Below are 19,970 nucleotides of genomic sequence, written 5' to 3' on the forward strand. Positions count from 1 at the left end.
GTGAAAATGATAATGGGTATTATCGAAAGTGGGCTAATGGTACACTTGAAATGTGGGGACGCAAGCGGGCGGAAGTCTGGATACAAAATGGAAATAGCGCACCGTATTATAGTAATGTTATTGATATTACACTACCAGTTGAATCTATAACATCAGTCGTATCCAATGTGTACGTAGAAAGCTCTGGAATTATATGGGCTACAGGTGCAGCATATAGCAATAAATCATCAGTAGGCTTCCGAATGGCCGCTAACGCATCTGTTAGCGATCTTGGTGTAGTCTATAACTGGCACGTTATTGGAACATGGAAATAATTACTTCCACGTTCCCGTTGCACGCCAACAAATATAATGTGAATTTCCATTACTTATACCTGCAGCATATAACCAAAACATGAAGCTAGATTTTCTGTCTCCTCCAGTGGACATGGATACCCATGCACCTGTATTTGAATAATTCGTACAGGTTACAATACATTCTGATAATGAAGCAAACGGAAATGTGATTCTATATTGTGTCGAATTATAAACCGTCGTTGAAGTATTAGAACGATTATTGATATTAACATTATTTAAAATCAGTTTTCCCCACATTTCTAATGTGCCGTTGCTCCATTTTCGATAGTGGCCGTTGTCATTTTCGCCTTCTTCGACAATGTAATTATCATTTAAATTAGCAAGTGCTTCCGAGCAGATTTTCCCATCCATCAAAAACCCTTCTTCAGATATTTCCGTACTTTTTACAATTTTATCCTTATCAATTTTTTTATTATCAAGCACTTTTCCTTGTGTCGCATCTAATACACTTCCTTCTTCTGTAGTTGTCAGATTGTTTTGTATTTTAGGGGTGTTTGATAAATTGTTGTAACTCCCTGTAAATGCAACTGTTTTTAAATCAGAAAAGTATTTTTTTATTTTTCCAAACAAAGTTGCAAATGTTTCTCCTGTATTAATATTTTTTCTTTCTGCTGCTTGTTCAAATTCTACTGTTACAGTATCTATATTTTCAACTTCTCCAGTATCTCCACGTGGAATTGTAAAATCTAAAACAGCATCCTTTTCTGTACCCCTGTTTGTAACTCCTGCATTTGTTCCTGGCTCGCCTGTCGTTACAGTACCAACTGTTATTGTACTTGTAAATTCTCCGTTTTCTGCTTTATTTTGTATATCCTCCGCCGCTGTATCCGCTGCCTCTGCTGCTGCATTTGCTTTCCCTGCTGCCGTATCCGCTGCCTCTGCTGCTGCATTTGCTTCCCCTGCTGCTGTATCCGCTGCCTCCGCTGCTGCATTTGCTTCCCCTGCTGCCGTATCCGCCGCCTCTGCTGCTGCATTTGCTTTCCCTGCTGCCGTATCCGCTGCCTCTGTTGCTGTGCTTGCTTCCTCTGTAGCTTCCTTTATATCATCTAAATATTTGTCTATGATACTAGAGCCTGTCCCGCTTTCAATCGGATACAGCGATTTTTTCACATCCATTCTTCGTACAATTGTGTATAATGCTCTATTATCTTTTCTAATTTGAACCTGTATTTCTGAAAAGCCTATCTCCGCTGTCATTTGTGATGTTATATTAAATTTTACATCATTCCCTATAATTGTCACTTCATCAAGCTGTTGCTTTTTCGATGGCTTCGTTGCAATCACACTGCCTGTCGCTCCATCCGGTATATTATAATCCGAAAATCTAAATATAACAGATACTTCGCTTCCCTGTGCTAATTCAATCGGTTCTTGTATTTCTTTGCGAAGTACATATACATCCCTTATAATTTCATTCATAATATCCTCCTTTACGCCGGAACAAATCGGGTAATATATACACCGGAACTTCCTGGGTATCTTAATACATAATCCCACGGGCCATAATTATAATACCCATGTTCGTATATCTCTTGTCCTGTCTGATCTCCTGTTTGTCCGCCTGTTATTCCTCCAAATTCATTTTGACTTGCCTCTACTAACATTCCGTTTCCTGTACTCATAGCGGTATGATTTGCAACATTTAACAATACATCACCTTCTATCAATCCGCTTCCAGATGATAAATCAATCAAATGTGTTACATCTTCAAATCCTGACGCTATAAATGCGTTATACATATTTCCTGTATATGATGCTCCATTTTCTTTAACCGGAATCCCTGCATTTTCATACGCTGTTATTACAAATGAAGCACAGTCATAGTCCGGCCCCCATCTATTTCCTTGATCGTACCCATGACTATCATCATTTGCTATCTCTCTCGCCCATTGCACCGCCTTCTGTGCTTCCATTGACGCTTCTGCCATTAAAAACTTCCCTCCTTCGAATTTCCTCCTACGCAAATTCCATTTACAAGATTTAAGTATGTACCGTCAGAAAATTCTACACGTCCGCTTTTTCCTGTATACCCCTTTGAGCCTTGTATTACAACTAACGAATTGCATCTAAGTGTTAATTTATTGTCTGCTTGCATATAAATTGTATTAAACTGCGCTCTTAATTCACTTTCTGAAATAGACAGATATTTACTTATTGAACTCCCCTGTTCTGCGAATATTGTCAACTTTCCCTTATTTTCTCCTTCTATTCCTGCTTCAATGTAACATATATCTCCGTTGTCATTTTTAAATTCAATCGTTCCATTGTACATGTTTACGAATCGTTTTCCATTTAACCCTTCGCATGTATATTTTCCTTTTGCATACACCCCACCTTTGTCTAACCGAACAATTTCATTCCCGGAAGCATCCAACACTCTTCCTACTCCGTTGCCGTTATTCTCTCCGCCTAGTTCCAGTGTTCCACCTTTTATGCGATCGGCCAGCATAGTACCCGCAACGATAAAATCGGCAAAAAAACCCTGCCCCGTTCCAAATGTAGACCAGTCCCATTCCTTATTATCCGCCGTGCGCTTGCTTGCAATTTGAAATCCCATCGTCCCTAAGCACATAGCTCCGTGCGTAGGGGATTCCTCATCGAAATCCTCAAAAATAATAGCCCGTACATCCTGCTTTTTAGCAATGCTGGACTGCGCCCGCATCTGGCTTTTTACTCCATCAATAACACCTTTTACCTGTTCGGCTACTACACTTCCATCTGACCGTATAGCTTCATCAATCCTATTTGTTGCGGATGTTACGTTATCAAAATAATTGTATTCAAAGTCTCCGAGTGTCACTGCTTTTACTTTTTTACTGATGCAATCGTACTCTAGTTCAATTACCCTTGCTTCTGTAACAATATCTAATTTAGAGTGCTTACAGTGTATCGTATCTCCCAGCGAAATATCTTCTAAAACTTTGTACTCTTTATATTGTTCTGTATTTTGTAATAATACAATATTCGCTGAAATAGATACTGAAGGTTTGTCTGCCCCTGCCTCATACTGTGCATTGCATTTTGTTGTTAATGCCTCGTCCAATTCTTCCTGTGTATCGCATATAATAATCCCATCTTCTTCGTCGCCTTCCTGCGCATCCTCTCTCATTTTTACATCATCAAATGTCATAGTTGCTGCTTTGACGGTCGCATAACTGTTGATAACAGGAGAATCTACATATCCGTTGTCTGTTATCGTATGTCCGTTATATGCCTTCGGATATATTCTCGTAATAACTGCACTTGTATCTACTTCCTCTGTTAATCCATCCGCCGGGATATTCTTTCCATATTTTAGTTCAATTCCATAATCACCTCCGGTACGTTCATTAATTATGACTTGAAAATTGTCGAAAAGTATTTCCCCACCCCATCTATTGATGAAGCTGTTTTCATCATCTCCATTGATTGCCTCAATCAGATTTTTGTATTCATAATATGCCGTTGATATTTTTTGTATATCAGAGCTTCCCGAATATTTACTATTTGCCGCACACATAATATCAAGGGCCTGCTGCCCGTTCTTTTCTGTCGGTCTAATATCTGTTAAAAAGCAGTCCCCCATTGCATCCATAAAGATTGGTTCCATATTGGCAGTTACGCCTCCGTCTGCTTTTTTAACCTTTTTGATTCTAAATAACTGTATTCCGTTGAATGACTGCATTTTAATGACTGCTTCCTCTTTTATATATTTCCACCGCCCCATGTCATCAATCGGATGTGATAATTCTGCAGTCCACGCTCCATTTAAAACAGTATGTACTGTTGCCGTAGTCGGCATTAATGTTATATTTCCATTTTTTTCAAAATCTGTATTATCCTGATTATATATTTGAATCATAGTACCCTCCAGTTCGGTATAACAGATATTTCAAATCCGTCCGTCACTAAAATTTCATTGTCACCTTCCTGCAGATATAAATCTTCGTATTCGCCTGTGACAACGGTGTTTTGTATTGTTCCGTCTGTTCTGTATGCAATCATCCGTTCTGTATCAATCGTCACATTTTGTCCAACATTTACGGACACTTCTTTTCCATTTATATTTATCCTGCATAATCCTTCTCCGGTTATTTTATATAAAGGATGAGATATGCAGTATGGATTCCTTTTAATTTCTTCTATTGTCTTTTCTCGCTGTCCGTCCCTTACAAATAGATACGGATAGCATGTAAACTCTGCTGTAAATTTTCCAATTTTTCTTGATGTTCTTTCACTGTCTGTTATTTTGCAATAGTACACTTTATATAAATAATGTGCATCATCTGAAAACTCTAAATTTCCACTTCCTTGCAGCCATTTTTTCGCTTTTCTAAACGCTCCCGCCCATTCGTCCGGTTCCTTCATAAAATTGAACTCAATAGAAATAACAACAGGCAGATAACGCTCTTTTGATTCTGTCAAAATGCCGTCTCTGCCTGGAATAGTTATTTCTTCTACTTCTTTTTCTGCTGCCGGAATGTCAGGGCGCCGCACCGGAAGTATGCCATATTGTAAACAGTTTTTGCCGTTAAAACTTATGCTGTACATTATTTTCTCCTTCCTTTAGCCGCCATCGCATTTCTCTGTCCAGTGCTGATTACTCTTTCCGCTGTCTTTCCTATGACTTCTCCATTTAGTATTATTGTGTCTCCTTCGATAGTTATCATCTGATTATTCGTCGCGGCTGCAGATTCTACCATTCCATCAATATTTCCCGAAATTGTATTGTTCATTGTAGCTGACACTGCATTTACTGCATTTTTTACTTTATCAATGTTATTATAAATGCCGTCTGCTATTCCACTCATCATATCCGGCATCCATTTTTCGTATTCATGCAACGGCCCCTTATCTGGCCGTGAAAAGTGTAGATAGGATGCAATCGTATCTACTACATCACCCACAGCATCAGTCACAGCTCCAATCGCGCTTTTAATACCGTCCGCTATTCCACCGATAAAATCAGATCCCCATTCCAACGCTTTTCCCGGAAGTGAGGTAATAAAATCAATCGCCCCTTGAAAACCGTTAGAAACTACCGTTCCTATTTGTCCTAATTTTTCTTTTGCACTGTTTATGATGTTTCCAAAAAATTCAGATACTTTCGACGCCATACTTTTCACTGCATTTACAATTGAATTGACTCCATCTGTAAACCAATTTTTAATAGAATTCCATATAGATGATATTGCATTTCCTACCATCTCCCATCCTATTTTCAATCTCTCACATGCCAGTTCCCACTGTTCTTTAAACCAATCTACAATAGAACCCCAATTTTGGAATATTGCTATAATCGCTGCTATCGCCGCTACTATCAATGCAATAATTCCAATGATGGGTAACAGCGGAGCTTCTAAAGCCGTTACTGCTGCGGCTACCGTAAGAATGACAGGGGCAAGTGCTCCCAGCACAATTATTAATGTTCCGATGACTGCTATAACCGTTTGAACAGGGCCGGGAAGGGATGTAAACCAATTCGCAAATGCCGATAATGCTTCCGCTGCAATATTCAATACATTTGTCACTGCCGGCATAATTACTTCCGCCAAATTTGCCATTGCTTCATCAAAATTTGCTTGTGCTTCATTATTTTCAATAAGCGCTTGATTATTATCCCGAAATCCCTGTGCTACAGAATCTAGCCCCTGACTTTTTAGCACTTCCATAATCATTCTTGCACGTTCAGATTCGCTTGATGTAGAGGCTAATTTTTCATTAAATGCATCCTCACTTACTCCGGCCCAGTTTAGTGCATCGGCAAAAGTTCCCGTTACAATTCCGGTTTGTGCTGTTTCATTTATAGCCTCCGCAAGAGAATCAATAGGTATAGAATCGCCATATTGAGCCCACGCTCCTATAGCAAGTTCTGTCATTTCTGTTAGATCTTTCTGTGAAAGTCCTAATGCCTGTAAATTCGCTGTTGCTGTAGCTGCGGTTTGATTATCTCCCAGGATTCCATATAATTGCGTATATGTCTGTTCTGTTTCTTGTGTTGTATACCCTAATCTTTGTGAGGATGCTTCAAGTTGTCCCATGATAGACAAATATTCTTTTGAATTTTCCACCATGCTTATCATTGCATCCCCTGCCGCTGATATATTATCAGCCAGTCCGCTTAAGGCTTCCGCCTTTGTGCTTCTCGCTACTTCGTCCAGCTTATCTCCTGCGTCGTCCGCTTCGTCTGCCAGTTTGTCCAGTCCCGTAGCCGCATCTCTTGCGCCTGCTTCGATTTCATCCAGCATATTACCATTTTTGCTGATTGATGTATTTAGTTTATTTATGTATGTTTGTGTCTCATTCATTGAGACTTTCAATTTTGAAACTGCTTCCGCCTGCTTGTTAAATGCTGTCTCTGCCTTTGCGGATTCTGCGGATGTTTCTCCTGTTTCAGTTTTTGCCTTCTGATACGCATCCCCAAGTTCTTTTAAAATTGTAACTTGCTTTTGATACTGTTTTTCCAAGAGGCTCATTTTTTGCTTTTGCAAATCCAACTCTTTCCCTAGATTTTTGTTTTTTGCAATAAGGGCTTCTTGCGAATTCGCATTGCTCTCAAACTGACTGGATAGCGATTTCATTTCTGACCCACATTCACGGATCGCGTTATTTATCTGCTTTATCTGTTTATTAAATTCCGCCTCGCCTTTTATACCTATCCGCGGCCCTATATCATACGCCATCATTTCACCCCCATTGGAAAATAATTCGTATCATTTGTTATTTTTTCTCTTAATGTTACGTTTCCTTCTGATGCTGCATAAAAATCAATTAGATCAGATATTTCTCCAAGCGGCATGCAATTATATTCCAAATATGGAATACCTATTTTTCTCGCCGCAATATCAAGCCACTCAAGAGCCTTTACGCTTGAGTGGCTTTTACGTTTTTTCCCTGTACTTTTGCTTCTACCCTTTTCTTTGCTCCCTTTGTCACACATTCCTCGATTTTTTCTCTTATTTCATCCGCATCATAGAGCATAATTGCAATATCCAGCACTTCTGCTGTAATCGGTTCCCATTTGCCGTTAATAATCGGTGCGGTTTCCGGCGCCGGCATATCTTTTTCAAAATAATTTTTATATGCGCACCCTTGTGCTATCAATAACGCCAGCATTTCCGTTAGTAAATCTAGTTTTTTTATATCATCCCCCGATTTTTTTAACTCATTTTGCATTTTTTCAATACTGCCATACTTAGCTATCATCTTTTTTGATGCTCCTAAAGAAAATGACATCGGGTACTCCTTACCAGCTATTTTTATATATGTACATCTATCCATTTTTCTCACCTTATTCCTTTGCTAAAACTACAGTGCTTCCGCATTTGATTGCTTTTTTCTCTGTATTTACTTCTGCTATATAAATCGTACTTCCGTTTGCAGCTTCAATTTCTTCTGCTCCATTCCAGTCTTCCCATGATGTTAAATCCTCTTTATACGCCGGGGCCTGTCCTTTAGTGCTATACTTATACGAATTTCCATTTGTTAGAGAAGGTGTGACTGTTATTTTTGTCTTTCCTGCTTCGGTTCCTTCCTGTGATGTAACTTCCAGCCTTTCCATTACGTTTAGCACCGTTTTTAAATATTCCAACGCTTCTGCCTCTGTATCAAACCATGCTTCTCTCTGCCACGGGTGATTATATTTTTCATTTACTTCCTGCGTTCTTTCAATCGTAGATTCAAATTCTTTTGTCTGCCATTCGATTGACTCCCCTTTTGTCGTTGCCGCCTCTGCCGGGTTTTTCGGCGTAACCTTGCATAAAATCAGCGCTCTAAATTTATCCACATCATTAATCTGATGCATTTCTATGATTCCAAATCCTTTAGATTGCGTCTTAGCGTCGTCATCGCGCACTAATTCTTTTACCTTTGCACTTCCGACCTCAACCTCAACTTCTTTCAAATTCAATAATCTTTTCGATGAATAAGGATCTAAATCTGTTGTATTTAATGTCAATGTTCCAGTTGAAAATGTACCGTAATCATGTTCCGCGACATCATTATCTCCATACAGCGGGTTATCGTCTGATAATTCTATCTCTGCACCATATTCCACTGCTTTTCCCGCAATAAATCCATTTGTATAGTATGATTTATTTCCATCATAGTTGTAATCTGCGAATGCCGGTACCGCTACTCCTTTAATTGCCATATCATTCCATCCTTTCCTTTATCTGTTTATCTAATTCTTTTTCCATTGCTTCCTGTGCTCTTTTTTTTGCTCTGTTTACCGCCGGCCTGACTGTAGGCCTCTTTTCTCTGAAAGAAGTTCCACTCTCTACACTTCGCATTAGCATAGCGTTTGGCGTTCCTTTTGGATATTTTTTTGTTTTTATACTTCCGTATCCCTCGAACCCTGCTTTTGTATTTATAAAGTCTCCGCTGTCCTCCATAGGCGATAGCCCAAAACCTGCAATTAAGTCTTGTTTCTGCTTCCGAGATATTCCGGTAAGTTTATTTTTTGAATCTCCTCGCGGAGGCAAGCCATTTTTTCCTTCCTGTATCGGAATTCCTTTTAATCCTTCTTTTATTTCGTCAGCGACTATGCCTGCCCCTTCATATACAGCACTTTCAATTATTTTCCTTTCATCCTTCCATAATTCCCCTAACTTTTTCGCATATTCATCTATACCGCCAAATTCTACTTTTGCCATTATGCCACCTCGAATACCCATTCATAATGAATAAACTCTGTTTCATCTTCATATTGAACAGAATTTAGATAAAACGAAATACAGGCAGCATTTAACGCCGCCTGTATCTTGTCCACATTTTCATCCATATCTGTTTTTGTATAATAATCAATTGTACCCTGTATAGATTGATTTGTCTTTCTGTTATCTCCTTTTACGGCGCTTCCTTCCGAATCCTCCTGCCATACAATATACTTATCTGTCTCATCCATAGCTTCATAATGACCTACATTTTCTGTAACACTCAAAAGAGCTTCTTTAATCGCTTTCAGCTTTGAAATCATACTTTTCACTTATCCTTTCTAGTGACAGTTTTGTCATTTTCAATCCATCCTTGTCTAGCGTAGGCTGAATAAGGGACAATCTATATTGTTTCTCGTTTTCCAGTACACAAATATCTGTAGATTCTATATCATTCCATCCTGGAATATTTACTACGCATTCAATCTTCTCTTGTGCTTGCTTTGCTGTGTAATACCGCTGAAATCCTAACGTATCATACCCATAATAAAATTTGTCCTTTTCTTTCAGTTGTGTAACGGGCTTTTCTCCCGGAGCTGCTACATTTATAGTTCTGCATATGCGCAGAATTCCATCATCGTATGTCATAGCATGCCGCCTTTCTGACTGAATAGCAGATTGTTTAATTCATACCGCAGGAATCGCGGCATAGTGGTTACATCTCCAGCTCGCTTTCTAAATAGAAATGCTGCATATTGTATAACTGCCATGTCGCACCGAATATCTCCTTCTTTTAACTTGATTCCTTCCATCCTGATATTTTCCACCGCTAGTTCAAGAAGCTTTTCAAGATATTCGTCATTTGCTGTTGTCAGCATTTGCAGGTCTTTTTTCAGAATTGCCAGTTTCTCTTTATCGGTCATAATTCACCTCCAAAGGCGGAATTAACCCGCCTTTGTGATTTTTACTGTGTACACTAACTTACCGCTTCCATTTTTCACAGTTACTTCTAATGTCTTTGTTCCGCTAAACTTTATATCTGCCCCATTATTTATCTTTTTCCCATCATATTGCAGCTCTACCTTAGCCGTATTCTGCGCTGTTACCGCCTGCACTGCTCCATCTGCTCCTGTTGCAGTAATAGTATAATCATATTTTCCCGGTGCAAACGATGGAGAAAGGGTCTCTGTTCCAATTGTTAGTTCTATGAGGCTCGCGTCATTTGCAATATCTCCCGCAAATGACGCACTTGTTGCAGGAGCACTGCCTAAGCCAATAGCGATAAATCCTTCTGCAATGACTGGTTTTCCGTCATATCTTGCGGCGCCTTTGAAGGCTACTTGATCATCTGCAAAGCGATATTCGTCAGAACGTGCAAATGTGCTGCCTGCTCTTTCTGCTAATAGATATAATTCCCCATATCCTGCAATAATGTTATTATCTGCGATAATATCATCAGACAGTACAATAATATCACCGCCAGCTACCGGCATTGTCCCATCCTGCACCGCGATAATTGCGCCTGCTGCATTAAAGTTCATTGCTTCAACCTTCAATGTTGTATATGTATTATCATTCATTACCCAGAACTTTGTTCCTCTTGCATACTTGCTTTTTGCTTTGCCTCCGGCTAATACAATTTCTTTATAAAAATCAAGTCCATGCTTTTCGCTGTCAATCGTAATAAGGTGTGAACTTAGATCCTCCCACTTTCTGGCTGTCGCCGGATAATCGGACGGTTCGCTTTCCTGTCCCAGTCTTTTCGCAATGCCAAGCGGCATCTTTGTTCCTACTCCATAGAGGATTGCCTTGTCAAGTGCGATTCCAATCGCAATGCCGAGCGCATCAATAATTTCGCTTGCAAGGTTATAGTCGGAATCTTCTAAAGTCGCCTCGCAGATATAGATAATGCCCCCGACTTTATAACCGTCCACCTCGGTCTGTGTAAAGCCAAAGTCGATTTCATTCAAACTCGCACACATTTCCGTCCATACCGCTTCCGGAATTGTCCCCATAACATTCTGTCTCGCCTTTCCGGATACAGGGCGCTTCCTTACACGATTCACTAATTTAGAATAATCAATGATATTCTCGCGGATGAGTTCTAGTACAACTGTCGGGATTGTCAATTCCGTTCCCGCCACCGCCCTTTTATTAGAAGCGGCTGCCTTTCCAATCTCTCGCGTTCTTTCGAGGAACGACTTTACATCAGGATTCGCAAAAAAAGCGTCTCTTTCCTGTGCATCCATGCCGAAAAATTTTCTGTTTGTTCTCACGTTTCCCATTCTTTTCTCTTTCCTTTCATCTTTATTTGCCTCTGTAGGCTCTTTTTCAGTCTCGTCCAACTCTTTTTCTAAATCATCAATTTCCGTCTGAAGTTTCGCTTTTGCCTCTTCATGCTCTTCCTTCTCTTTCTCAAACTTTTCCACCTCTTCCGAGACAGCCTGCTGCTCTTCTTCTGTATCAGCCTCTCCTATCGCTGTTTCAAGTTCTTCCTCTCTCTTTGCAAAATCAGTATCTTTCTCCCTAAGTGCTTTAAGCTCCTGGTTCTTTTTGTCGATTTTTGCTCTTAACATAATTGCTCTTAATGCCATTACTATTCTCCTTTCAGGCGGCTTCTCATACTTTTCCGCCATTCCTCTCTTTTCTGTTTTTTTGCTTCATCATACCGTTTCCGTGCGTCCGCAAGGCTTTCTTTGTTCCGCGCGGAAATACTTGTTGCTTTATAAGCTGGAAATGTGCAAGGGGATACTTCATACAGCGGATCTACTTCGGTTATCTTCGTGTGATAGATACCCTCTTCATCCCACCAATCATCCATACGTGCAATGTCGAATCCAAACGAACACCCGTCTACATCTCCGCGGGATACTCTTGCGTATCCGTTAACTGCCTCTTGATCGTTTTCATTTATCTCTACACTTCCCCATAGTCCGATCTCGTCTTCTCGTAATATTGCCGTTCCATTTGTCGTAGAGCCTAAGACAATATTACTGTCGTGGTTCCATAAGACTTTCACATCTTCTCCAGATGAAAGATACCTTGCAAATGCTCCACGCTCAATGGTTTCTACCCATCCTGTCCAAACCTCATATGTTTCTCCAAATACAGCGAAATATCCTTCAAGATATTTTTTTCCTCCTTCTTCACGCGTTTTCATGTCTTTCATTTTTAAAATTCTTTGTTCCACTTACTCACCTCCCTCTTGTATCAGTTTTTTCTGCTCACCAATCATTCCCCTCGGTATGTAGTTCTCTAGTATAATTAATTCGTCAAGTCCTTCCCTCGGCGGAAGCCCTAACCAATCTCTTACTTCATTTCCTGGCATAATCCCTCGAATATACTGATCGTCTGCAATCGCTGCTAGGTCTTTCAGTTCGTAACTATATAAACTTCGCGGATTAAATTTGAAATACCAGCTCGGATTGATAAGAATTTTCTTTGTCAGCTCCTGTTCGATCATCTGTGCCAGCGGCATAATTCTTGAACTAATGAAATTATTCCATTCCTCTCTTTTAAACTCTCCAATTCCCAAAACAAAAGGCGGCACGCCCAAAATGGCAGCCACCGTTCTTTTATCCAGTTGAACCATATCCGCTAAAGCCAGATCTGACAAGGATAGTGGTTTCACCTGTTCAATTTCAAATTGTTCTGCCGGTATCATCCACGGTTCACCGGCCTGTGTAGTATCTATATAGCTATTTAGAAGTTCTTTTCTCCCTTCGGGACTAGAAAATTCATCCGTCAAACCATCCACCTTTACGATAATACTTGGTTTCCATTTGGATTGCATAAACCCTTTTTCTGTAGCTGCCGCCTGTTTAAGATTGTTCGCAACATCCTTTAATGCCACTGACACCCCTTCTCCCTTCCACGGGTAGGTTGTCCCTGGAACTAAAATAAAGTGAAGCACCTCGTCTGGATCATACTCTAAACCATTTACACGTATTTTATAGTTCCACGTATCCTCGGGAATAAAACTTACCATGTGTGCAGGCACTGGATTTAGATTTTTCAAAATTCCCCGTCTGGATTTTGGATATACAACTGCATTTCCATCTCCATCCAAAAATAATGTTCTTACAATCCATTGTACAAATGCCGAACGTGTCATATTATTATTCGGATTTATATCAATCTTTCGGCTTAGTTCATTCTTTACCCGATTATCTCCGCTTTCTCCATTTTCCATTAAATAAATTGTCATACTCCCTACAAGCCTCGCGATCGTATTCACTCCTGTTATAATTTCCGGGTTATGCGCAAGGCTTGTATACCCTTGACAAGTTAAAATGTCGTAAGCATCGCTGCTGCACAGCCATGTCTGCGTGGATTTCTTCTTTGGTTCTGCTCTTACCCTGTTGCGTGTTCGGTTCCTTTTTTTACTCATCTTTATTCTCCCTTCCAAACCAAGCGTTTGCCTTTTTGCTTCTCTCCATATTTTCCAAATATCTTACACAAGCAAAAACCGAAGCGTCGAACAAATCAATCCGATGCTCCGGTTGTACTTTTTCATACTGTATCATATCATCTGTTTTTTCCACTGCCGCTACATTCTCCACACAATACTCATATGCTTCTGAATGTAAATAATATAAATTTCCATCTTTTGCGCTCTTTTCAATATGTCGAAATCCCTCTGATTTTTTATAATAATATTGCGGTTGGTCTATGATGTTAAATTTTGCCTGCTTCATTCCAATAAAATATTCTCTGCAAAATTTCCGGTCATGTCCTACTTGCTTGATTTTAAATCCCATATCTCTCATTTTTCGAAACCAATTAATTACATCCGCCTGGTTTACTGTAGGACTGTTGCACATTGTCAGCCATCCATCATCCGCCCAGCCAAATAGCGGTATATTGTCTTCATCTGCCTTAATGTGCGCCGCTACCACCGGAAAAAATGCATGCGTGATAATGATGTCCACCCCTTTGTAATTTCCAAATAATGCCGCAGCAGTCAAATCATGTAATTTTGACAGGTCGGCCCCGCCATACCAATTAATTGGTAGTTTAGATAATTCTTCAATTGTCCATTTGTACTGCTTATCGCTTTTTCTAAATTCATCAATATTAAAATACGCTTTCAGAGAATTAGTATATACGTTTAAGGACTTTGCGAAAAAATCTTTTCTTTGCTGTGGATCGTTTAGCGCCTGCAACGCATCATTCATCAATTCCTCTGGCCGTATAGAAACTCCATATGCAGGATTTGCCATCTCGTGTATTTTGGGATCTGTAAAATCTACGCTACCATCTTTGATTCCTTCCGGTGCGCAGCACATAAAAATGAAATACTGTTCATCTTTTACAGTTCCATCCAGCACTTTTCTGCAATACTTCAGTCTTTGCCCTAGAAATAGTTTTTCATCATCTCCTGCAGTAGAAATTCCAATAATTAATTTATTTGTATACGCTTTCATCGCTTCTTTGAATAAATTGTACTGCTTTGGTTTTTTGAAAGCGTGGATCTCGTCACAAATGGCAATATTACAGTTTAGCGAATCCTGCGCATCTGGATTAGCTGCCAGCGCCCGAATAAAAAAAGAACCATCTTCCATATCGCACGATAAACTGTGTTCGTTATTATTATCTATTGCCCTTATCATTCCACCATCTTTTTTGTTCTCTCCCATGCGAGTTATATTATAATTTAGAAAATTAAAGCTCTCTAATGATTGCATAAGTGCGGCTGCTGCTATATATATCTTTGCCCCACTCTTTCTGTATAAAAGCGAAAGCGACCATGCTAATCCAGCAGCAAAACTCGTCTTAATATTTTTTCGTGGTATAAAAATAAGGGCTTCGTGAAATCTCATTACATTAGTGCCCTTTAGTTTGAATCCTGTTAAATTGTAAACAATAAATTTATGAAACGGCTCTAGCAAAAATGGCGTTCCGCGCAGAGGCGTTCCGTTTAATTTCTCCCCTTGTTGATGGCATAAGGTCTTTTCGATTATCTGTATACAAAATTCCGGATCTTTATAGTCTATCCAATAGTCTTTATTTTCTAAATCCATGAAGAATCTTTTAACAGCTTGTTTCAATTCCGGGCATGCAATCTTTTTTTCGTCCCGGATACTACAGGCGTACTCCATAACAATATCCCAATTTTTAGCTTTCGATTTCTGCAAGAGCTGCTGCCAGTCCTTTCTGATTTGATTCTTTCTTCACTCCATCCCCTGTAAGTTTTTTATATGCCGATGGTGTAAGTCCTAGCTCCCGCCAGTACGCCAATGCGGTTTTATTCATCTCGTCCCACATCACAAGCAACGGATTTTTTGACATATTTGTTGCTCCGCCTTTGTTTGTGTATTCTATCACAGACTTTCCTCCACCATCCTCAAACTCTTTTCTTGTAGCATCTCTTTGCACAAGAATTTCTGCTAAAGATTCTATTACACTGTCGTAACTTTTTTCTTGAATTCCAAGTGCAGATAACTGCTTTAGAATCAGATTTTTATACTTCTTTTTTGTCATTTCTGCCATATCTGCACCCCTTTCATTAAAAATTTTCCTAGAGTTGGAAAAGGCTACCCCCTGCCAGTAGATTCGGTCAAATTTTGTCTATTATAGGGAGGGGAGGTATATTTTCCTCTTCATCTTTTCTTTCCACCGCGAATATTCCAGCCTCATAATTCATACGTTTTTCTTGTACTTTTCTTAGCTTCCTGATTTCTTTTGTTAGTTCATCAATACACTTACATATCATCCTTGTCTCTACGCTTACCATCTCTTTTTCCTCCAATCAACTCCTGGCTTAGTCCTTCTTTGCAACTGCAATCCTAGTTCTGTAAGTTCTCCCGTCTTCCTGTTCTCTAGCTTGTTATGTGTTGCAATACTTACACTAATCAGATTCCAGTCTTCCCATGCGTATTCAGGATATTCATTCGCTGGGTATATATGATGTACTACTGCCGCTTCTTCCGTGCGCCCATATCTTTTTGCTATCTGGCATATATACTTATCTTTACGCAATATTTTTAATCTTTTCTTTTTCCACTTTTCTCCGTAATAATCAAACATACCTTTATCCCTTCAACTTGTTGCAAATTCTGCCTGCTACCCAAGTATATTTTCAATGAGCAGGTTGGGATTCGAACCCAACTACGCCCCGGCTTTCACCGAGCGCACATCCTTTACTATGCTATCTGCTCTCCTTTTCATGTACATGATAGCCTCTCGGCTAATCGGAACAGCAGGAATCGAACCTGCGACTTGCTGTGTATAAGACAGGTGCTCTACCAACTGAGCTATGTTCCGTCGTGGGTATTATTTCAAAAGGTGAAGCGTAGCCCCCGGAGTTGAACTGGGACACCGGGCGCTACCCTGCACATCTGCCGTATAGGTATAAGAAAAGCGCCACTTCGGTAGATGGACGCTTCGCTTTTTCTTCTTTCCCTTCGTTATATCATGCTATCATAATATCACATAAGCAGGTCGATTTTGTCCCCACTTTTTATTTTGTCGAGATAAAAATAAAAAAGCCTTCTATATGCGTAGAAATCCGTCTTTCCAACTGTTATCTTTCCATACTTTTCGCTGTATTCAACAAATTGATAAGATAGCCCATTTGTTACACTCTTGATTATGTACGGATATAGCTCTGCTGATGCCGCGACTGCTGCCTGTTCAATCATTTCACAATCTTTTTGATACATCGCATTTCGTATTGCATTATTTTCTAATTGATTTTCTTTATAATTGCCTTTCGGCATCCCGTTATTTGCCCCGCTTGTAATCCCTCTATTTATTTTTGCTTTCTTTTCTTCGTATTGTAGACAGAACGCTTTCAGTTCTTCATATCTATGTCTTGATATGCCGTAATCATCCCAAGTATTTTTCCGTAGTCTTTTCTTGTCCATCCGCAACACTCCCTTTTATGTCTACTCCCCATTTGCGCAGTTGATTGTCTACCGTCGTTTTAATCAATTTCTTTGCCTGCTGCCCTGGAGCTTTGTTTACTGTCTGTACCCCAGCAGGACGGCGGAACCATTTCTGTGCCCGCTTGTCCGGTTGTTGTTCTGATAATTCCTCATAGTGCTCTATGCTATCTAAATATATTTCTTTTCTGCTTCTCACTCTTCCTCACTCCAATCTATCGCCTGTCCACAATTTCCCGGTACTGCTGGATTTCCTCTAGGGCTTTGATTGCAATGCTAAATGCAACTATGTCTTGTGCTTGTATATAATACTTTGTACGATTCTCTAATATTTCAATCGCTTCTTTCTCTGTCATTTCTTTCTCCTCCTTAATCTATGTCCTTGTGACTGGAATTGGATAGCCATCTGGAAGGGCTTTGAACAATTTTCGTTGTGCGTCCAGTGCGCGAAGTTGGACATTTACAAAGGCATTTCCCTGGCAGGTTTTTAATTCCCGTTCAATATCTTCAATACTTGCCAATATTTCCGTTCTAAATTTAGGCGTTAAAGGTTTTATCGCTTCTTTCTCTGTCATTCCTCTACACCTCCTCGACAATCCGTTCAAGTTCTGCCATATAAGCCAACGCTTGCATTTTATTTCCCATAGTAATATGGCTATTAGCACTGGCAATAATGTTAATCACCTTTTCCTTGTCAAAAGCAGTCGGCATATTCTGCAGCATTTTTATAGCCTTATCCAGCTCATTTCTTCCGCTGTGACTTCCTCCATTGGCCTGAAATCTATCATACTCAGCAATCACTAATTCTATTGCCGCTTTCCGGCTGATTAAATCATCACTCATTCTTTTCTCCTTTCCGGGCGGTATGGCTCTGGTTTCCTTCGCCAATATAGCGGGGGATTGCTTTTCAGAAATTGATACGTACCCATTCTGTCTATTCCTACAAATTCAGAACCGTTATAAAGTCCTTCCATTATGCCTTCATTTTTCAGTTGAATCAAAATGGTTCTACAATCAATCTCCGGTGGCTCCTCGCACGGTATCCAGCCGTCATTCATGTGCTTGCGGATAATATCTTTTATTTCTCTAATTTCGTCAATCCTATATCCCACAGCAAGGTCGATATCTATGCCGCCTTTTTTAGAATTAATCTGCATATCTTTTAAATAACTTTCTCTTTGCTCTATCTCTTCCAGAATCTTCTCTAATTCCTGCATTACTCTACTTCCTTCCGTTTCTCATATCTAACCACTTTTCCGTTATCCATCTTCACCTCAATGTAAAGAGGATAGCCTGTTGCGTCCTGCGATACAGGCAGATATTTTACAGGCCTCATGTCTCGCGGACGTCTATGCCCTCTTTCGCACTCTTGACACTTTATTTTTGTACTGTAAGTTGTTCCGCAAAACTCGCAACGATATATTTTTAATTCCTGCATCTTTAACCCTCCAAATGCTTACTTCATAAATTTGTCCAGAATTTTATTCCCTAATTTATGCCATTTTTCCCATTCTTCTGTTCCCGGTATGTTTCTGAGGCTTAACCATTCATAAGGGTCTTTCTTTATACCGTTCCAGTACCAAGACGGAATTCCGCCTTTGACAGAAGATGTTTTCTCGTCTTTATAATTCATGCTTTTAACTAAATCCGCCCCTATCCCACCTTCAAGCAAGGATTTAGTATCCTGTTGATAAAGAAACAAAAGCGAAGATTGAACTAAACAAGCCATTTTCAGTTCTTCATATGTGGGATTATTTCCATCTTTTAAATCTGCTACTATTTCACACGTTGTTCTCATTCAATTTTTCCTCCCAATATTCCATCTCTTCTCTAATTCCTGCATTATTCCACCCCTTTCATAAAACATAGCCAATGCGTTTTGTTCCCGCGTTTCCTGCAACGATTCCCAAATAGCGGCTTCTGGTTAAACAAGGGTAGAATTTCACTTAAAGAAAATTGTATTTCGCTCCATTTAAAAATCAGCGTTCCATTTGGTTTTAATACCCTCATGCACTCGTCAAAGCCTTTTCGGAGCATTTCTTTCCAATCCCCTTCAAGCACACCGTACTTTAACCGCATAATTGATTTTTCTCCCGCCCACTGCAAATGCGGCGGGTCAAATACCACAAGGTAAAAGCTGTCATCCTCAAACGGCAAATCCGTGAAATTGCAAATGGTATCTGGATGAATTTCTATGTATCTTCCCGGATAATACTCCGTCCTATCCATCTCCCTGATGTCGCAAAATTCAACCTCTGGGTTATTTTTATCAAACCAGAACATTTTGCTTCCGCAACAGGGATCAAGAATTTTCTTTGATTCCTGCATTTCAGTCCTCCTTTTCAAGTATATATTCCAGATCTTCTCCTATTTTGTTGCACATAACAACTTTCCATCCTTCTGCAAGTGCCTTTTGTAAATGTTCAAATCGTGATGGCTCATACCACTCCCATGTGCTTGTCGGTGCTGTTCTTACTACTTTCTGCATGTCAGTCCTACCTCTCTTTCATACTCCTTTATCATATCCGCAAGTTTTTGAATTCTTTTCGGTTCTGCCTTTATATCATACTCAAGCTCTCGTTCATCTTTCTTACGGAAATATTTGCAATATTGTTCATGTTCAATATACTTCGTCCGCATTGTACGATCGCAAACAAGCGTATTCTTTACCATTCGGAGACAATGCTTTGCATATTCATAATTATTTTCAGTCACGCGTTCTGGAAGCGCCCACCGCATACTTTTTTCACACATCTTACACTTTACTTTTCTACTCATTTCAATCCTCCCACTTCAACCGCTGGCCACACTCCGGACAGTACTCATATTTCATATTTTCCTCGCAATAATAGATGTTGAGACTTCCACAATGAGGACATTCAGGAACATCAACGCCATAATTCACAATTTTCTTCGCTGTATCTCGCTCCTTCAGTTCCATGATTTCTTGTGGAGTGAGTCCAGTGTCCTCGTATTTTTTCAGCGCCCAGTAAATAGACATGGCACACTTCCTTACTTCCTCGGTATCAATAAAAGCTCTCTTCCATCCTCCGTCTATCTTTTCATCTGGTATTGTTAATCTCTCCATCTTCGCT

31 protein-coding genes and 1 tRNA gene are annotated in these 19,970 nt (G+C 39.8%); 1 reads left to right on the plus strand and 31 read right to left on the minus strand.

The window, feature by feature from the left end:
* Positions 1 to 50 precede the first annotated feature (50 nt).
* Positions 51 to 314, plus strand: a complete 264-nt coding sequence (locus tag ACZ5C4_RS10925) for a hypothetical protein (protein WP_464521010.1) — start codon at positions 51 to 53, stop codon at positions 312 to 314.
* Here the strand turns inward: ACZ5C4_RS10925 and ACZ5C4_RS10930 are convergent, their stop codons facing one another.
* The 31 genes from ACZ5C4_RS10930 to ACZ5C4_RS11080 all read right to left on the minus strand — a co-directional run bounded on the left by ACZ5C4_RS10930 (position 315) and on the right by ACZ5C4_RS11080 (position 19,963).
* Positions 315 to 1,775: a hypothetical protein gene (locus tag ACZ5C4_RS10930; protein WP_464521011.1), complete on the minus strand. Its 1,461-nt coding sequence runs from the start codon at positions 1,773 to 1,775 to the stop codon at positions 315 to 317. It lies immediately after the preceding gene.
* An 11-nt stretch (positions 1,776 to 1,786) separates the two neighbouring features.
* The gene (locus ACZ5C4_RS10935; protein ID WP_464521012.1) at positions 1,787 to 2,284 is read right to left on the minus strand and encodes an endolysin-like domain-containing protein; all 498 of its coding nucleotides are present in this window, start codon (positions 2,282 to 2,284) and stop codon (positions 1,787 to 1,789) included.
* Positions 2,284 to 4,197 carry a phage tail spike protein gene (locus tag ACZ5C4_RS10940; protein WP_464521013.1) on the minus strand — a complete coding sequence of 638 codons (1,914 nt, stop codon included), beginning with the start codon at positions 4,195 to 4,197 and terminating at the stop codon, positions 2,284 to 2,286. The genes ACZ5C4_RS10935 and ACZ5C4_RS10940 overlap by 1 nt, the downstream gene beginning before the upstream one ends.
* The gene (locus ACZ5C4_RS10945) at positions 4,194 to 4,886 is read right to left on the minus strand and encodes a distal tail protein Dit (RefSeq protein WP_464521014.1); all 693 of its coding nucleotides are present in this window, start codon (positions 4,884 to 4,886) and stop codon (positions 4,194 to 4,196) included. The genes ACZ5C4_RS10940 and ACZ5C4_RS10945 overlap by 4 nt, the downstream gene beginning before the upstream one ends.
* Positions 4,886 to 7,021, minus strand: coding sequence for a phage tail protein (locus ACZ5C4_RS10950; protein WP_464521015.1), 2,136 nt, complete (start codon positions 7,019 to 7,021; stop codon positions 4,886 to 4,888). Before ACZ5C4_RS10950 ends, ACZ5C4_RS10945 begins: the two co-directional genes overlap by 1 nt.
* Before the next feature lie 178 nt (positions 7,022 to 7,199).
* A complete protein-coding gene (locus ACZ5C4_RS10955; protein WP_464521016.1) occupies positions 7,200 to 7,571 on the minus strand; it encodes a hypothetical protein in 372 nt (123 codons plus the stop codon).
* 55 nt (positions 7,572 to 7,626) lie between these two features.
* Positions 7,627 to 8,487 carry a hypothetical protein gene (locus tag ACZ5C4_RS10960; protein WP_464521017.1) on the minus strand — a complete coding sequence of 287 codons (861 nt, stop codon included), beginning with the start codon at positions 8,485 to 8,487 and terminating at the stop codon, positions 7,627 to 7,629.
* A 1-nt stretch (position 8,488) separates the two neighbouring features.
* Positions 8,489 to 8,989, minus strand: a complete 501-nt coding sequence (locus tag ACZ5C4_RS10965; RefSeq protein ID WP_464521018.1) for an HK97-gp10 family putative phage morphogenesis protein — start codon at positions 8,987 to 8,989, stop codon at positions 8,489 to 8,491.
* Complete coding sequence (locus ACZ5C4_RS10970) at positions 8,989 to 9,312, minus strand: hypothetical protein (RefSeq protein WP_464521019.1); 324 nt, start codon at positions 9,310 to 9,312, stop codon at positions 8,989 to 8,991. Before ACZ5C4_RS10970 ends, ACZ5C4_RS10965 begins: the two co-directional genes overlap by 1 nt.
* The gene (locus tag ACZ5C4_RS10975) at positions 9,287 to 9,637 is read right to left on the minus strand and encodes a hypothetical protein (protein WP_464521020.1); all 351 of its coding nucleotides are present in this window, start codon (positions 9,635 to 9,637) and stop codon (positions 9,287 to 9,289) included. Before ACZ5C4_RS10975 ends, ACZ5C4_RS10970 begins: the two co-directional genes overlap by 26 nt.
* Entirely contained in the window at positions 9,634 to 9,912 is a 279-nt protein-coding gene (locus ACZ5C4_RS10980) for a hypothetical protein (RefSeq protein ID WP_464521021.1), read from the minus strand. The genes ACZ5C4_RS10975 and ACZ5C4_RS10980 overlap by 4 nt, the downstream gene beginning before the upstream one ends.
* A gap of 21 nt (positions 9,913 to 9,933) precedes the next feature.
* Positions 9,934 to 11,583: a phage major capsid protein gene (locus ACZ5C4_RS10985; protein ID WP_464521022.1), complete on the minus strand. Its 1,650-nt coding sequence runs from the start codon at positions 11,581 to 11,583 to the stop codon at positions 9,934 to 9,936.
* Between the two features lie 2 nt (positions 11,584 to 11,585).
* Positions 11,586 to 12,179: an HK97 family phage prohead protease gene (locus tag ACZ5C4_RS10990; protein WP_464521023.1), complete on the minus strand. Its 594-nt coding sequence runs from the start codon at positions 12,177 to 12,179 to the stop codon at positions 11,586 to 11,588.
* Positions 12,180 to 13,379, minus strand: coding sequence for a phage portal protein (locus tag ACZ5C4_RS10995; protein ID WP_464521024.1), 1,200 nt, complete (start codon positions 13,377 to 13,379; stop codon positions 12,180 to 12,182). It lies immediately after the preceding gene.
* The gene (locus ACZ5C4_RS11000; protein WP_464521025.1) at positions 13,372 to 15,090 is read right to left on the minus strand and encodes a terminase large subunit; all 1,719 of its coding nucleotides are present in this window, start codon (positions 15,088 to 15,090) and stop codon (positions 13,372 to 13,374) included. The genes ACZ5C4_RS10995 and ACZ5C4_RS11000 overlap by 8 nt, the downstream gene beginning before the upstream one ends.
* A gap of 16 nt (positions 15,091 to 15,106) precedes the next feature.
* Positions 15,107 to 15,481, minus strand: a complete 375-nt coding sequence (locus tag ACZ5C4_RS11005; protein ID WP_464521026.1) for a P27 family phage terminase small subunit — start codon at positions 15,479 to 15,481, stop codon at positions 15,107 to 15,109.
* Positions 15,482 to 15,548: 67 nt separating this feature from the next.
* A complete protein-coding gene (locus tag ACZ5C4_RS11010) occupies positions 15,549 to 15,740 on the minus strand; it encodes a hypothetical protein (RefSeq protein ID WP_464521027.1) in 192 nt (63 codons plus the stop codon).
* A complete protein-coding gene (locus ACZ5C4_RS11015; protein WP_464521028.1) occupies positions 15,719 to 16,018 on the minus strand; it encodes an HNH endonuclease in 300 nt (99 codons plus the stop codon). The genes ACZ5C4_RS11010 and ACZ5C4_RS11015 overlap by 22 nt, the downstream gene beginning before the upstream one ends.
* 164 nt (positions 16,019 to 16,182) lie before the next feature.
* A tRNA-Ile gene (locus ACZ5C4_RS11020) sits at positions 16,183 to 16,255 on the minus strand.
* Positions 16,256 to 16,419: 164 nt separating this feature from the next.
* A complete protein-coding gene (locus ACZ5C4_RS11025) occupies positions 16,420 to 16,857 on the minus strand; it encodes a hypothetical protein (RefSeq protein WP_464521029.1) in 438 nt (145 codons plus the stop codon).
* Positions 16,820 to 17,074, minus strand: a complete 255-nt coding sequence (locus tag ACZ5C4_RS11030; RefSeq protein WP_464521030.1) for a hypothetical protein — start codon at positions 17,072 to 17,074, stop codon at positions 16,820 to 16,822. The genes ACZ5C4_RS11025 and ACZ5C4_RS11030 overlap by 38 nt, the downstream gene beginning before the upstream one ends.
* A 16-nt stretch (positions 17,075 to 17,090) precedes the next feature.
* On the minus strand, positions 17,091 to 17,231 hold the full coding sequence (locus ACZ5C4_RS11035) for a hypothetical protein (RefSeq protein WP_464521031.1): 141 nt from the start codon (positions 17,229 to 17,231) through the stop codon (positions 17,091 to 17,093).
* Between the two features lie 18 nt (positions 17,232 to 17,249).
* Positions 17,250 to 17,450: a hypothetical protein gene (locus ACZ5C4_RS11040; protein WP_464521032.1), complete on the minus strand. Its 201-nt coding sequence runs from the start codon at positions 17,448 to 17,450 to the stop codon at positions 17,250 to 17,252.
* A 4-nt stretch (positions 17,451 to 17,454) separates the two neighbouring features.
* Entirely contained in the window at positions 17,455 to 17,718 is a 264-nt protein-coding gene (locus ACZ5C4_RS11045) for a hypothetical protein (protein WP_464521033.1), read from the minus strand.
* The gene (locus ACZ5C4_RS11050) at positions 17,715 to 18,092 is read right to left on the minus strand and encodes a hypothetical protein (RefSeq protein WP_464521034.1); all 378 of its coding nucleotides are present in this window, start codon (positions 18,090 to 18,092) and stop codon (positions 17,715 to 17,717) included. The genes ACZ5C4_RS11045 and ACZ5C4_RS11050 overlap by 4 nt, the downstream gene beginning before the upstream one ends.
* Complete coding sequence (locus tag ACZ5C4_RS11055; RefSeq protein WP_464521035.1) at positions 18,092 to 18,313, minus strand: hypothetical protein; 222 nt, start codon at positions 18,311 to 18,313, stop codon at positions 18,092 to 18,094. Before ACZ5C4_RS11055 ends, ACZ5C4_RS11050 begins: the two co-directional genes overlap by 1 nt.
* 18 nt (positions 18,314 to 18,331) lie before the next feature.
* Positions 18,332 to 18,673, minus strand: coding sequence for a hypothetical protein (locus tag ACZ5C4_RS11060; protein ID WP_464521036.1), 342 nt, complete (start codon positions 18,671 to 18,673; stop codon positions 18,332 to 18,334).
* Between the two features lie 44 nt (positions 18,674 to 18,717).
* Positions 18,718 to 19,203, minus strand: a complete 486-nt coding sequence (locus ACZ5C4_RS11065; protein WP_464521037.1) for an SAM-dependent methyltransferase — start codon at positions 19,201 to 19,203, stop codon at positions 18,718 to 18,720.
* Position 19,204: 1 nt separating this feature from the next.
* On the minus strand, positions 19,205 to 19,363 hold the full coding sequence (locus ACZ5C4_RS11070) for a hypothetical protein (RefSeq protein ID WP_464521038.1): 159 nt from the start codon (positions 19,361 to 19,363) through the stop codon (positions 19,205 to 19,207).
* Complete coding sequence (locus ACZ5C4_RS11075; protein ID WP_464521039.1) at positions 19,351 to 19,653, minus strand: hypothetical protein; 303 nt, start codon at positions 19,651 to 19,653, stop codon at positions 19,351 to 19,353. Before ACZ5C4_RS11075 ends, ACZ5C4_RS11070 begins: the two co-directional genes overlap by 13 nt.
* Before the next feature lies 1 nt (position 19,654).
* Positions 19,655 to 19,963 (minus strand): hypothetical protein, encoded by a 309-nt coding sequence (locus tag ACZ5C4_RS11080; protein WP_464521040.1) that lies wholly within the window; start codon positions 19,961 to 19,963, stop codon positions 19,655 to 19,657.
* Positions 19,964 to 19,970 lie beyond the last annotated feature (7 nt).

This window comes from Mediterraneibacter flintii, from assembly GCF_055387595.1.